This is a genomic window from Clavibacter californiensis (assembly GCF_021952865.1).
Lineage (GTDB): Bacteria > Actinomycetota > Actinomycetes > Actinomycetales > Microbacteriaceae > Clavibacter > Clavibacter californiensis.
In genome coordinates, this window is the sequence record NZ_CP040792.1 from 1,873,179 (window position 1) to 1,885,603 (window position 12,425).

General features: G+C 73.6%; 11 protein-coding genes. 9 read left to right on the plus strand and 2 right to left on the minus strand.

What is annotated here, in order from left to right; translation table 11 throughout:
* Window positions 1–24: 24 nt before the first annotated feature.
* Genes coaD through mutM form a run of 5 tightly spaced genes read left to right on the plus strand, consistent with a single transcriptional unit; the run spans window position 25 to window position 2,999 of the window.
* The gene (gene coaD, locus FGD68_RS09150) at window positions 25–516 is read left to right on the plus strand and encodes a pantetheine-phosphate adenylyltransferase (protein WP_119373066.1); all 492 of its coding nucleotides are present in this window, start codon (window positions 25–27) and stop codon (window positions 514–516) included.
* A 19-nt stretch (window positions 517–535) separates the two neighbouring features.
* Entirely contained in the window at window positions 536–1,108 is a 573-nt protein-coding gene (locus tag FGD68_RS09155; protein WP_086505522.1) for a YceD family protein, read from the plus strand.
* Between the two features lie 3 nt (window positions 1,109–1,111).
* The gene (rpmF, locus tag FGD68_RS09160; protein WP_012038043.1) at window positions 1,112–1,315 is read left to right on the plus strand and encodes a 50S ribosomal protein L32; all 204 of its coding nucleotides are present in this window, start codon (window positions 1,112–1,114) and stop codon (window positions 1,313–1,315) included.
* A 25-nt stretch (window positions 1,316–1,340) separates the two neighbouring features.
* Complete coding sequence (gene rnc, locus FGD68_RS09165) at window positions 1,341–2,057, plus strand: ribonuclease III (protein WP_104235420.1); 717 nt, start codon at window positions 1,341–1,343, stop codon at window positions 2,055–2,057.
* A 6-nt stretch (window positions 2,058–2,063) separates the two neighbouring features.
* A complete protein-coding gene (mutM, locus tag FGD68_RS09170; RefSeq protein ID WP_119373065.1) occupies window positions 2,064–2,999 on the plus strand; it encodes a bifunctional DNA-formamidopyrimidine glycosylase/DNA-(apurinic or apyrimidinic site) lyase in 936 nt (311 codons plus the stop codon).
* Window positions 3,000–3,008: 9 nt separating this feature from the next.
* On the opposite strand, the gene FGD68_RS09175 is transcribed toward mutM, so the two are convergent.
* On the minus strand, window positions 3,009–4,127 hold the full coding sequence (locus FGD68_RS09175; protein WP_119373064.1) for a GNAT family N-acetyltransferase: 1,119 nt from the start codon (window positions 4,125–4,127) through the stop codon (window positions 3,009–3,011).
* A 156-nt stretch (window positions 4,128–4,283) separates the two neighbouring features.
* Between FGD68_RS09175 and FGD68_RS09180 the strand changes: the two genes are divergently transcribed.
* The 4 genes from FGD68_RS09180 to FGD68_RS09195 all read left to right on the plus strand — a co-directional run bounded on the left by FGD68_RS09180 (window position 4,284) and on the right by FGD68_RS09195 (window position 11,220).
* Window positions 4,284–8,042, plus strand: a complete 3,759-nt coding sequence (locus tag FGD68_RS09180; protein WP_237609378.1) for an AAA family ATPase — start codon at window positions 4,284–4,286, stop codon at window positions 8,040–8,042.
* Between the two features lie 20 nt (window positions 8,043–8,062).
* The gene (ftsY, locus tag FGD68_RS09185; protein ID WP_012038048.1) at window positions 8,063–8,938 is read left to right on the plus strand and encodes a signal recognition particle-docking protein FtsY; all 876 of its coding nucleotides are present in this window, start codon (window positions 8,063–8,065) and stop codon (window positions 8,936–8,938) included.
* A 186-nt stretch (window positions 8,939–9,124) separates the two neighbouring features.
* The gene (gene ffh, locus FGD68_RS09190) at window positions 9,125–10,696 is read left to right on the plus strand and encodes a signal recognition particle protein (protein WP_104235415.1); all 1,572 of its coding nucleotides are present in this window, start codon (window positions 9,125–9,127) and stop codon (window positions 10,694–10,696) included.
* A 146-nt stretch (window positions 10,697–10,842) separates the two neighbouring features.
* On the plus strand, window positions 10,843–11,220 hold the full coding sequence (locus FGD68_RS09195) for a VOC family protein (RefSeq protein ID WP_119372518.1): 378 nt from the start codon (window positions 10,843–10,845) through the stop codon (window positions 11,218–11,220).
* Between the two features lie 8 nt (window positions 11,221–11,228).
* Here FGD68_RS09195 and FGD68_RS09200 read toward each other — a convergent pair whose 3' ends face one another.
* Window positions 11,229–12,422, minus strand: a complete 1,194-nt coding sequence (locus tag FGD68_RS09200; protein ID WP_237609379.1) for a MarP family serine protease — start codon at window positions 12,420–12,422, stop codon at window positions 11,229–11,231.
* Window positions 12,423–12,425: the final 3 nt, after the last annotated feature.

Genomic DNA, 12,425 nt, shown 5'->3' on the forward strand with positions numbered 1-12,425 from the left:
GAGCGCCCGCCGTAGGCTGGCGGGATGCAGCGGATCGCCGTCGTCCCCGGATCGTTCGACCCCGTCACGCTCGGGCACCTCGACGTGATCCGCCGGGCCGCCCGCCTGTACGACGAGCTCGTCGTGCTGGTGGTGCACAACCCCGGCAAGACCCCCATGCTGCCGCTCGAGGAGCGCGTCGCCCTCATCGAGCGCGTGAGCCGCGACGCCGGCCTCCCGGACACGGTCCGCGTCGACTCCTGGGGCGCCGGCCTCCTCGTCGACTACTGCCGGCAGGTGGGCGCGACCGTCCTCGTCAAGGGCGTCCGCTCGCAGCTCGACGTGACGTACGAGACGCCCATGGCCCTCGTCAACCGCGACCTCGCGGACGTCGAGACCGTGCTGCTGCTGCCGGATCCCGCGCACGCCCACGTGTCCAGCTCGCTCGTGCGCCAGGTCGAGGCGCTCGGCGGCGACGTGGCGCCGTACGTGCCGGCGGCCGTCGCGGAGGCGCTGGCCGTCCGGCGGGCCGGCTGACGCCCCGTAGGATCTACGGGTGTCCAGGTTCCAGAAGACCCCATTCACGGTCCACGTCCACGACATCGTGCACCGTCCCGGGGAGATGCGCGAGCTCGACCTGACCATCGTCACCCCCGAGCGCATGGGGGAGGGCCTCATCGCCGTGCCCGCGGGTCGCGAGATGCGCGTGCATGTCCGCCTCGAGTCCCTGCACGACGGCATCCTGGTCACCGGCGAGGTCGACACGGTGGCCGACGGCCAGTCCGCGCGCACGCTCGCCGACATGCAGGAGCGTGTCCAAGTCGATTTCGCGGAGCTATTCGCGTATGGTCTTGATGAAGCTTTCGACTACCAGGTCCAGGACGAGCACGTGGACCTGGAGCCGGTCATCCGGGATGCGGTGGTCCTTTCACTGCCGTTCCAGCCCGAAGTGCCGGGCGAGGACCTCGATCTCGATCTGGGTCCCGGCATCAGCCTGGTCCTGGCGGACTCCGACCCGGAACCCGTGATCGATCAGCGCTGGGCAGCCCTGTCCGGCTTCCGAGCTTCCGAAGACAGCGGTGCGGCGCGTGAAGACGCCGACACCGAAACGCAGAGAGATGAGAGTTGACCCATGGCTGTACCCAAGAGAAAGATGTCCCGATCCAACACGCGCGCGCGTCGCTCGCAGTGGAAGGCCGAGGCTCCCACGCTCGTCAAGACCATCGAGAACGGCAAGGTCGTCTACTCCATGCCTCACCGCGCCCGCGTGGTCGAGGACGCCGCCGGCACCCCCCTGTACATGGAGTACAAGGGCCGCAAGGTCGCCGACGTCTAGCCGCGATCCGCTCGGCACGTCGGACATGACCGACACCCAGGGATCCCGCGTCCACGGCGACCGCGACGCGCTCCGGCGCCTCCTCGCCGTGGACGTGAGCCCCGAGCTCCTCGAGCTCGCGCTCACCCACCGCTCGTACGCGTACGAGCACGGCGGCATCCCGCACAACGAGCGCCTCGAGTTCCTCGGCGACTCCATCCTCGGGCAGGCCGTCACGGTCATGCTCTACCTCGAGAACCCCGACCTCGACGAGGGCGAGCTCGCCAAGCGGCGCGCCAGCCTCGTCTCGAGCGTCGCCCTCGCGGAGGTCGCCACGCGCATCGGGCTCGGCGAGCACCTGCTGCTCGGGCGCGGCGAGGAGCTCACGGGCGGCCGCGCCAAGTCGTCGATCCTCGCCGACACGGTCGAGGCCATCATCGGCGCCGCGTACCTCGACGCCGGCGGAGAGGCCGCGACCGGTCTCGTGCTGCGTCTCATCGCGCCGCTCCTCGAGGACCCGGCGCGATTCGGCGCCGCCATGGACCCGAAGACCGCGCTCCAGGAGAGCGCCGCGCGCCAGGGCCTGCCCGCACCCGTCTACGTCGTGCGCGACAGCGGACCCGATCACAGCAAGCGCTTCCACGCCGTCGTCACCGTGGGCGACGTCGTCCGCACGACGGGCGAGGGAACCAGCAAGAAGCAGGCCGAGATGACGGCCGCGCTCGAGGCGTGGACCCGCCTCGAGGCGCGCACCACGGCCTGACCCGCCGTGCCCGAGCTCCCCGAGGTCGAGGTCGTCCGCGCGGGCCTCGAGCCCGCGGTCGCCGGCGCGCGCATCACCGGCGTCGAGATCCTCGACGCGCGCTCCCTCAAGCGGCACGATCCGCTCGAGGGCGTGTTCGTCGACCTGCTCGTCGGTCGCGTGATCACGTCGGCCGTCCGCCGCGGCAAGTTCCTGTGGCTGCCGCTCGAGCCCGACGCCGCACGCGATGGCACGGGTCCTCGCGCCCTCGTCACCCACCTCGGCATGAGCGGGCAGGTGCTCCTCCGCGAGCCCGGCTCCGACCCGGACGGCCTGCTGCGGATCCGCATGGGCATCGAGCACCCGGTGCACGGCGAGCTGGTGGTCGCGTTCGTCGACCAGCGGATCTTCGGCTCCATGGCCGTCGACCGCCTCGTGGCGACGCCCGACGGGCGCGCGGGAGGACGCGGATCGCCCGCCGCGCTCGTGCCGACCCAGGTCGCGCACATCGCGCGCGATCCGCTCGACCCGGCCTTCGACGACGAGCTGCTGCTCGACCGGCTGGCCCGGCGGCGCACGGGGATCAAACGCGCGCTGCTCGACCAGACGCTCGTGAGCGGCATCGGCAACATCTACGCGGACGAGGCGCTGTGGGCCGCGCGGATCCACTACGCGCACCCGACCGACGCCCTCGGTCGCGGCCGCGCGCTGCGCCTCCTCGCCGAGGTGCGCCAGGTGCTCGCGCGGGCGCTGGCCGAGGGCGGCACGAGCTTCGACGCGCAGTACGTGAACGTCAACGGCGCGTCCGGATACTTCTCGCACTCGCTCCACGCCTACGGCCAGCAGGGGAAGCCGTGCCCGCGCTGCGGCACGCCGATCGTGCGGGAGGCGTTCATGAACCGCGGGTCGCACCTCTGCCCGCACTGCCAGGTGCTGCCGGATGCGGATGCGGCCATCGCCTGACCCGGACGCTCAACGCGCGGGGTCGACCTCGCGCATCCAGCTCCCGCTCGTGCCCACATGCCGGAAGCCGAGCGCCTCGTTCACGGCGAGCATCGGGCGGTTCTCGTCCGCGTTCCAGGTGACGACGCGGTCGGCCTCGGGGGCCACGCGCGCGAGGCGCAGCAGGTTCTCGACCTTGAGGAGCATGCCCAGGCGGTGCCCGCGGTGATCGGCCAGCACGAGCGTGTCCTGCTGGTAGGTGTACGCGTGGCCGTCGGAACGGCGTCCGCTGGGGGAGACGGCGATCTGGGTGAAGCCCACGAGCCTGCCCGTCCCCACGTGCAGGGCCGCCGTCGTGAGCCCCGTGCGGCCCGCCGACGCGCGCCGCGCCTCCGCCTCGCGGATCCGGTCGGCATCCCACGGGTCCTCCGCCTGCGGGAGGTCGCCGGCCGGGGTGTCGGTCGACATGCGCGTGTGCAGCACGGCGAGGTCGTCGAGCAGGTGCTCGGGCGTCGCGTCGACCCAGGACACGACGCGGTAGGCGTCCCCGGCGACGCGGCGGGCATCGGCGAGGTGGGCAGCCAGCGTCGGGGCGGCGTCGACGGTGTCGAGCGCGCTCGTCCTCGCGGTCTGGCCGAGGCGGTAGCCGGCGTCGACGACGAAGCGGGCGGACGGGTCGTCGGCGCCGACCGCGCCGATGCCCGTGGGCGAGGGGATGGGCGTCCCGTTCGCCTGGGCGCGGTGCATCGTGAAGCCCATCAGGGTCCGGCAGCCGTCGTCGAGGGCGATCCGCTCCACGCGCTCCCGGAGCGCCCGGCCGATCCCGCTCCGGCGGTGCTCGGGCAGCACGGACACGGCCACATCCGAGGTCGTCGGGTCGTTGAGCCAGGTCGAGAGGAGGCCGCGTCCGACGATCCGGCCATCGACCCGGGCGGCGAAGAGGCGCTTGCGCACGTGATCGACGTCGGCGTAGTCGGCGATCAGCTCCTCCGGCAGCCAGATGAACGCGTCGTGGCCGAGGTCGTGCGACTGCGCGCGGTTGACGACGTCGGTGACGGCTACGAAGTCGTCCCAGCCCTCCGCGCCGACCGCCACGGGCGGGCGGACCTCCTCCACGGCGAAGGGGCGGGCGTCGTCGGCGTGCGGCATGGTCGGCTCCCTCGTCGGCGTGCGCCGCCGGGACCGGCCCGCGCCCTCCCACGGTAGCGGCGGCCCGCCGGACGGGGAGTGGCGCGCGCGGCTCCCGGCCCTGGCCCGCCGGTCCGGTACCGTGATCGAGACCATCACGCGAGGAGGGCGACGGGCGTGCACCTGAAGAGCCTGACCCTCAAGGGGTTCAAGTCGTTCGCGCAGCCGACCACGTTCCAGTTCGAGACGGGCGTGACCTGCGTCGTCGGGCCGAACGGATCCGGCAAGTCGAACGTCGTCGACGCCCTCGCCTGGGTCATGGGCGAGCAGGGCGCCAAGACTCTCCGCGGCGGCAAGATGGAGGACGTCATCTTCGCCGGCACGTCGACGCGCGGCCCGCTCGGCCGCGCCGAGGTCACGCTCACGATCGACAACGCCGACGGCGCGCTGCCCATCGACTACACCGAGGTCGCGATCCGCCGCACGCTGTTCCGCAACGGGGGCAGCGAGTACGCGATCAACGGCACGTCCTGCCGCCTGCTCGACGTGCAGGAGCTGCTGAGCGACTCGGGCCTCGGCCGCGAGATGCACGTCATCGTCGGCCAGGGCCGGCTCGACAACGTCCTGCGCGCGACGCCCGAGGAGCGGCGCGGCTTCATCGAGGAGGCCGCCGGGATCCTCAAGCACCGCCGTCGCAAGGAGCGCACGCTCCGCAAGCTCGAGGGCATGCAGGCGAACCTCACGCGGCTGAACGACCTGGCGGGGGAGATCCGCCGCCAGCTGAAGCCGCTCGGTCGGCAGGCGGAGGTCGCGCGGCAGGCGCAGACCGTGGCGGCCGTCGTCCGCGACGCCCGCGCGCGGCTCGTGGCCGACGAGGTCGTGACCCTGCGGCGCGCGCTCGCGGAGCACACGCGCACCGAGGAGGAGCGCACGACCGAGCGGATGGTGCTGCAGGAGAAGCTCGACCGCGCGGTGATCCGGTCGGAGCGCATCGTCGAGGAGCAGGAGGGCGACGAGGTGGACGGCGCCCGACGCACGGCCTTCGCGCTCGAGCAGGTGCAGGAGCGGCTGCGCAGCCTGCTGTCGCTCGCGCAGCAGCGGCTCGCGCTCCTCGGATCCGCCGACGACGCTCCCGAGACCGCGGCGGGCACGACGCCCGGTCAGGTGCAGGAGTCCCGTGACGAGGCGGCCCGGCTGGTCGCGCTCATCGCCGAGGCGGAGGCGGGCTGGGCGTCCGCACGTCAGGCGACCGCGGCGGCCCGGCAGGCGCTCGACGCGCTCGACGAGGAGATCCAGGCCCAGAGCGCGCTCGTCTCCCGGCACGACCTCGAGATCGCGGGGCTCACGGGCCGCGCCGAGACCGCGGGATCCCGGCTCGCGGCCGTCCGCGGCGAGGTGCTCCGCCAGCAGAACGCGCTCGACGCGGCGCGCGCCCGGCTGGCCGCAGCGGAGGCCGAGCGGGAGCGCGGCGAGGCGGAGGGCGAGGCCGACGAGCAGGGCGGATCCGAGCTCACCCGCGCCTACGAGGACGCGCAGGCCGACGTCGCCAGCGAGGAGTCCGCCATCGAGGCCGTGCGCGAGGAGCTGCACGCGAAGGAGCGCGAGCGCGACGCCCTGGCCGCGCGCGAGCAGGCCCTCGCGAGCGCGCTCGACCAGCGCGACGGATCCAGCGACCTCGTCGCCGCGGGCCTCCCCGGCATCCGCGGCCTCCTCGCCGAGCACGTGCACGTGGAGCCCGGTTACGAGGCCGCCGTCGCCGCCGCGCTCGGCTCGCTCGCCGACGCCGTGCTCGCCGAGACGCACGACGACGCCGTGGCCGCGCTCCGCCGCGCGGTCGACGACGACCTGGGGCGCGTCGAGGTGGTCGTGGCCGGATCCGCCGACGCGCGGGTCGCCGTCCCGTCATCCACCGGCCCCGTCGCCGCGGCCACCGTGGTCGACGCTCCGGACGGCGTGCGGCGGATCCTCGCGGACGTCGTCTTCGTCGACGGCCTCGCGGAGGCGGTCGCCCTCCTCGACGGACGGGACGCTCCCGCCACGGCGATCACCCGCGCGGGCGAGGTCGTGTCGGCGCACGTGCTGCGCGGCGGATCCGGCGCCACCCGCTCCAAGCTCGAGCTCGTCGCCGCGCGCGAGGCCGCCGCGACGACGCTGACCGACGTCCGCGCCCGCATCGACGATCTGCAGGTGGATCTCGCGGCCGGCCGGGAGCGCCTCCGTGCCGCCCGGGAGCGCGCGTCCACGGCGCTCGGCGGGCTGCGCGAGGCGGACGCGCGCCTCGCCGCCCATGCCGAGCGCCTCAGCCGCTCCCGCGCGCAGGCCGAGTCCGCGGCCGCGGAGCTCGCCCGCGTGCAGCGCGGCCTCGACCTCGCGGGCGCCTCCGTCGACGAGGCCGTCGGCGCGTCCGACGCCGCCCGTCGCGCGCTCGACGAGGCCCGATCCCGCCCGCGGCCCGTGCTCGACGCGAGCGGCCGCGACGCGCTCGTGGCCGAGTGGGAGGCGGCGCGCGAGGCGGAGATCGAGGCGCGCCTGCAGGTCGAGACCGCGCGCGAGCGCGTCCGCGCCGAGCAGGAGCGCACGGTCGCGCTCGAGCGCCGCCTGGCTGCGGAGCGCGCCGCCGCCGAGGAGGCTGCCCGCCGCCAGGTGATCCGACGCCGGCAGATCGCCCGCGCCGCCTCCGTCGCCGAGGCCCTGCCCGCCGTGGTGCGCGCCGCCGACCGCAGCACCGCGGAGGCGCGCCTCGTGCTCGCCCGCGCCGAGGAGGCGCGGGCCGGCCGGAACGCCGAGCTGGTAGCGCTCCGCCGGGAGGAGGCCGAGCTGCGCACGCGGCTGCACGGCATCACCGAGGACGTGCACGGCCTCGAGCTGCAGATCTACGAGAAGCGCCTGCAGGTCTCGCAACTGGTCGAGCGCGCTGCGAGCGAGCTCGGACTGGGGGAGGAGGTGCTGGTCGCCGAGTACGGGCCCGACGTGCCCGTCCCCGAGGAGGCGCCGCTGCCGCCGCGGCAGCGGCCGCGCGCGCCGGCGGATGACGGCGGCGACGATGCCGAGGCCGATCCCGACGCCGCCGCCGCGTCGGCCGAGACGTCTGCCCCGAGCGCGGAGCCGTCCGGGCCAGCAGACGAGGCGGACGAGATGGACGACGAGGACGACGCCGCGGATCCCGTCCCCACCCGCCCCTTCGACCGCGAGGAACAGCGCGCGCGCCTGCAGCAGGCGGAGCGCAAGCTCGCCCAGCTCGGTCGCGTCAACCCGCTCGCCCTCGAGGAGTTCGCGGCCCTCGAGCAGCGCCACCTGTTCCTCACCGAGCAGCTCGCCGACCTGACCGCGACGCGCAAGGACCTGCTCACGATCATCGACGACATCGACCGCACCATGCAGGGCGTCTTCGCGGCCGCGTTCGAGGACACCCGGCAGGCGTTCGACCGCGTCTTCCCGATCCTCTTCCCGGGCGGCACCGGCAGCATCCACCTCACGGATCCCGAGCAGCTGCTCACCACTGGCATCGAGGTGAGCGTGCGCCCCGCGGGCAAGCGCATCGAGCGCCTGTCGCTGCTCTCCGGCGGGGAGCGCTCCCTCGCGGCCGTTGCCCTGCTCATCGCGATCTTCACCGCGAGGCCCAGCCCGTTCTACATCATGGACGAGGTGGAGGCGGCGCTCGACGACGCCAACCTCGGCCGCCTGCTCACGATCCTCGAGCAGCTCCGTGACACCTCGCAGCTCATCGTGATCACCCACCAGAAGCGCACCATGGAGATCGCCGACGCGCTCTACGGCGTCTCGATGCGGCAGGACGGCGTGAGCGCGGTCGTCGGCCAGCGCGTGAGCCGCGACGCCCGCCCCGACCCGGCACCCGGATCCGCGGGCGAGGACGAGCCCGACGGCGCGCCCGCGACCGAGCCGGAGCCCGCGGGCGAGGAGCAGGCGGCCTCCTGACCCGCGGCTACGCTGGGCACATGGCAGCCCGCACCCCCTGGTCCCTCTCCGGCGCGCTCCGCGGGATGTTCGCGAAGCCGACGATCGACGAGACCACGTGGGACGACCTCGAGACCGCCCTCATCACCGCGGACTTCGGCCCGGACGTCACCGAGGCCACCATCGACGACCTCCGCCAGAAGGTCGAGCGCTACCGCACGACCGACCCGCGCGACCTCCAGCGCATGCTCCGCGAGAGCATCGAGGAGCGCCTGGCGAAGCACGACCCCACGCTGAAGCTCAGCGCCCGCCCCGCGGTGATCCTCGTGGTCGGCGTGAACGGCGTCGGCAAGACCACCACCATCGGCAAGTTCGCCAAGTTCCTCCGCAACTACGGCCGCACGGTCGTGGTGGGCGCCGCCGACACGTTCCGCGCCGCCGCCGTCGACCAGCTCGCCACCTGGGCCGACCGCGCCGGTGCCGAGATCGTGCGCCCGCAGCAGCCCGGCCAGGATCCCGCGAGCGTCGCCTTCCAGACCGTCGAGCACGCCATGCGCACGGGCACCGAGATGGTCATCATCGACACGGCCGGCCGCCTGCACACCAAGGGCGGCCTCATGGACGAGCTGTCGAAGATCCGCCGTGTGGTGGAGAAGCAGTCGCCCATCGCCGAGGTGCTGCTGGTGCTCGACGCGACGACCGGCCAGAACGGGCTCGCGCAGGCGCAGGCCTTCATCGAGCACGGCGGCGTCACGGGCCTCGTCATCACGAAGCTCGACGGATCCGCGAAGGGCGGCTTCATCCTCAACGTGCAGGAGCGCACGGGCATCCCCATCAAGCTCATCGGCCAGGGCGAGGGCATCGGCGATCTCACGGGCTTCACCCCGCACGTCTTCGCCCAGAACCTGGTCGGGTGACCCGGCGTCCCTCCCGGGCGCTGGATGTCACCGGCCCGCACCTCTTCGCGCAGAACCTGGTGGGGTGACCCGGCGTCCGTCCTGGGCGCTGGATCTCACCGGCCCGCACGTCTTCGCGCAGAACCTGGTCGGGTGACCCGGGCACCGGCTCGGGGGACCTCCGACGCCGGTTAAGCTGGACCCACCATGGCTACCTTCGGAACACTCTCGGACCGCCTCGCCGAGACCTTCAAGAACCTGCGCGGCAAGGGCAAGCTGAGCGCCGCGGACGTCGACGGCACCGTCCGCGAGATCCGCCGTGCGCTGCTCGAGGCCGACGTCGCGCTCGACGTCGTCAAGGCGTTCACCGCGTCCGTCCGCGAGCGCGCCCTCGGCGGCGAGGTCAGCCAGGCGCTGAACCCAGCCCAGCAGGTCGTGCAGATCGTCAACGAGGAGCTCGTCGGCATCCTCGGCGGCCAGCAGCGGCGGATCCAGTTCGCCAAGAGGCCGCCGACCGTCATCATGCTCGCGGGCCTCCAGGGCGCGGGCAAGACGACCCTCGCGGGCAAGCTCGGCAAGTGGCTCGCGAAGGACGGCCACACTCCGATGCTCGTCGCGGCCGACCTCCAGCGCCCCAACGCCGTGCAGCAGCTGCAGGTCGTCGGCGAGCAGGCCGGCGTCCCCGTCTTCGCGCCCGAGCCCGGCAACGGCCGCGGCAACCCCGTGCGCGTCGCCAAGGACGCGATGAAGCACGCGGTCGACAAGCAGTACAGCGTCGTCATCATCGACACCGCGGGCCGCCTCGGCGTCGACGCGGAGCTGATGAAGCAGGCCGCGGACATCCGCAAGGCCACCGACCCCGACGAGGTCCTCTTCGTCATCGACGCCATGATCGGCCAGGACGCGGTCGCTACCGCGAAGGCGTTCCAGGACGGCGTCGACTTCACGGGCGTCGTGCTCTCCAAGCTCGACGGCGACGCGCGCGGAGGAGCGGCCCTCTCGGTCGCCTCCGTCACGGGCCGCCCGATCATGTTCGCGTCCACCGGCGAGGGCCTCGACGACTTCGAGCCCTTCCACCCCGACCGCATGGCGAGCCGCATCCTCGACCTCGGCGACATCCTCACCCTCATCGAGCAGGCCCAGCAGGCCTTCGACGAGGAGGAGGCGATGGAGGTCGCCCAGAAGCTCGCGAGCGACACCTTCACGCTCGACGACTTCCTCAAGCAGATGCAGCAGCTGCGCGGCAAGGGGTCGCTCAAGAAGATGATGGGCATGCTCCCCGGCATGGGCGCCATGAAGGAGCAGCTGGAGAACTTCGACGAGAAGGAGATCGTCCGCACCGAGGCCATCATCCAGTCGATGACGAAGGCGGAGCGCCAGAACCCGAAGCTGCTCAACGGCTCGCGCCGGCTCCGCATCGCCCGCGGATCCGGCATGACCGTCACCGACGTCAACGGCCTCGTGCAGCGCTTCGAGCAGGCCTCGAAGATGATGCGCACGGTCGCCCGCGGCGGCATGCCGCAGATCCCCGGCATGGGCCCGATGCCCGGCGCGCACTCCAGCCGCAAGCCCGTGCAGCAGAAGAAGAAGGGCTCGAAGTCGGGCAACCCGGCCAAGCGCGCGCAGGAGAACGCGGCGCTCGCGTCGGGCCAGCGCATCGGCGGCCCCACGGCCCCCGCGGGATCCGGCTTCGGCCTGGCCGGTGCGGCGAAGGGCGGCGCGGACGGCGCCCCGAGCGAGGAGGAGCTCGCCTCGCTGCAGAAGTTCCTCGGGCGCTGACCCGAGGCACGACCCGCACGTCCCGCGACGGCGTCCTCCCCACAGGAGGGCGCCGTCGTCGCATGCTCGACGCGCGCCCTCCGACGTGCCAGCGTGGGGGGAGCACCGCGGCACCCCGTCGCGATCCGCGCGTCAGGAGCCCTCCCGTGTTCGCACCCGTCACCGCCTTCAGCGGCTTCAGCGTGGACGACGTCCCCGCCGCCCTCGCCTTCTACCGCGGCACCCTCGGCCTCGAGGTGGAGGAGGTGCCGGAGATGGGCATGCTGCGGCTCGTGCTCCCCGGATCCGGCGCGCGCGTCCTCGTCTACCCCAAGCCCGGCCACGAGCCCGCGACGTTCACGGTCCTCAACCTCGCGGTCGACGACGTGGAGGCCGCGGTGGTCGAGCTGAACGCGCGCGGCGTCGAGACGGCGATCTTCGCGGGGATGCCGACGGACGCGCGCGGCATCATGCGCGGCAACGGCCCCGACATCGCCTGGTTCCGGGATCCGGCAGGCAACGTGCTCTCCGTCGTCGCGGCCTGACGCCCGGGTCAGCGGGAGCAGCGCCCGGAGTCGACCGGGGTCGTCGCGCCCGCCTGCTGCAGCACGGGCGCGATCTCGTCGAGCGTCATCGCATAGCCCGTCTGCGAGTCGACGGTCGAGGTCGCGAACACGAGGCCGACCACTCGGCCCTGGGCGTCGAACAGCGCCCCGCCCGAGTCCCCGGGACGCACCGTGCCGCGGACCGAGTAGACCTCGCGCGTGACCGGCTGCTCGTGCTGGATGTCGGTTCCGAGCGCCTGGACCACCTCGCGGATGCGCGCCCCCGTGGCCTGGTACGGCCCGCCGCCGGGGTAGCCGGCCACGACTGCCTCGTCGGAGGCGGCGAGCTGGTCGCCGAGCGCGAGCGGGGATGCCGTGAGGCCGGGCACCGCGAGGATCGCGACGTCGCGCGCCGGGTCGAACACCACGAGGTCCGCCTCGAGCAGCTGCCCGGTGCCGCCCTGCTGCACGTACACCTGGTCGGATCCGGTCACCACGTGGGCGTTCGTGACGACCCGGTCGCCCTGCACGACCCAGCCGCTGCCGGACGACGAGGTGCCGCACGCGGGCGCCGACGAGAGGATCTTCACGACGCTCGACGCGGAGCGCCGCACGGCCTCGGGCACGTCGGCGTCGGGCGCGGCCGTGTCGGCGATCGCCTCCTCGCCGTTCGCGAAGACGCGCGGGTATCCCACGTCGTGGAGCGCGTCGTCCAGGGCGGAGAGCGCGGTGCCGCTCGAGATCGGGCTGACCCGGTCGAGCGCCGCGACGATGCGGGACGAGGACGCGAGCTGCACCGCGGGGATCACGCCGCTGGAGCCGAGGAAACCGCCGATGAACCAGACCGAGACCGCCCAGGCCGCGAGCCCCGCGACGGCGCCGATCCCGCGGTCGAGGCCGCGCGCGGCACCCCGGGGGCGCAGCAGGCGGGTGAGGACGCTGGCGACCTGCGCCAGGATCCCGCTGACGAGCGAGGTCGTGACGAGCATGAGCACGGCGGCGGCCAGCGTGCGGGTGATCCCGGTGGCGACGCCGAACTGGTCGAGGAGCGCGAGGAACGCCGGCGTGATCCACAGCGCGAGCAGGACCCCCAGCACGATGCCCGCGAGCCCGGCCACGGTCACGATGGCCCCGCGACGCCAGCCGGCGAGGGCCGCGAGCACGGCGACGACGAGGATCACGATGTCGACGGCGGGGCTCACCTG

Bases quoted from the DNA above. Each gene is read 5' to 3' on its own strand.
- ftsY (WP_012038048.1), top strand. From the start codon at position 8,063: ATGGCAGCCCGCACCCCCTGGTCCCTCTCCGGCGCGCTCCGCGGGATG.
- rpmF (WP_012038043.1), top strand. From the start codon at position 1,112: ATGGCTGTACCCAAGAGAAAGATGTCCCGATCCAACACGCGCGCGCGT.
- FGD68_RS09175 (WP_119373064.1), bottom strand. From the start codon at position 4,127: ATGCCGCACGCCGACGACGCCCGCCCCTTCGCCGTGGAGGAGGTCCGC.
- coaD (WP_119373066.1), top strand. From the start codon at position 25: ATGCAGCGGATCGCCGTCGTCCCCGGATCGTTCGACCCCGTCACGCTC.
- rnc (WP_104235420.1), top strand. From the start codon at position 1,341: ATGACCGACACCCAGGGATCCCGCGTCCACGGCGACCGCGACGCGCTC.
- ffh (WP_104235415.1), top strand. From the start codon at position 9,125: ATGGCTACCTTCGGAACACTCTCGGACCGCCTCGCCGAGACCTTCAAG.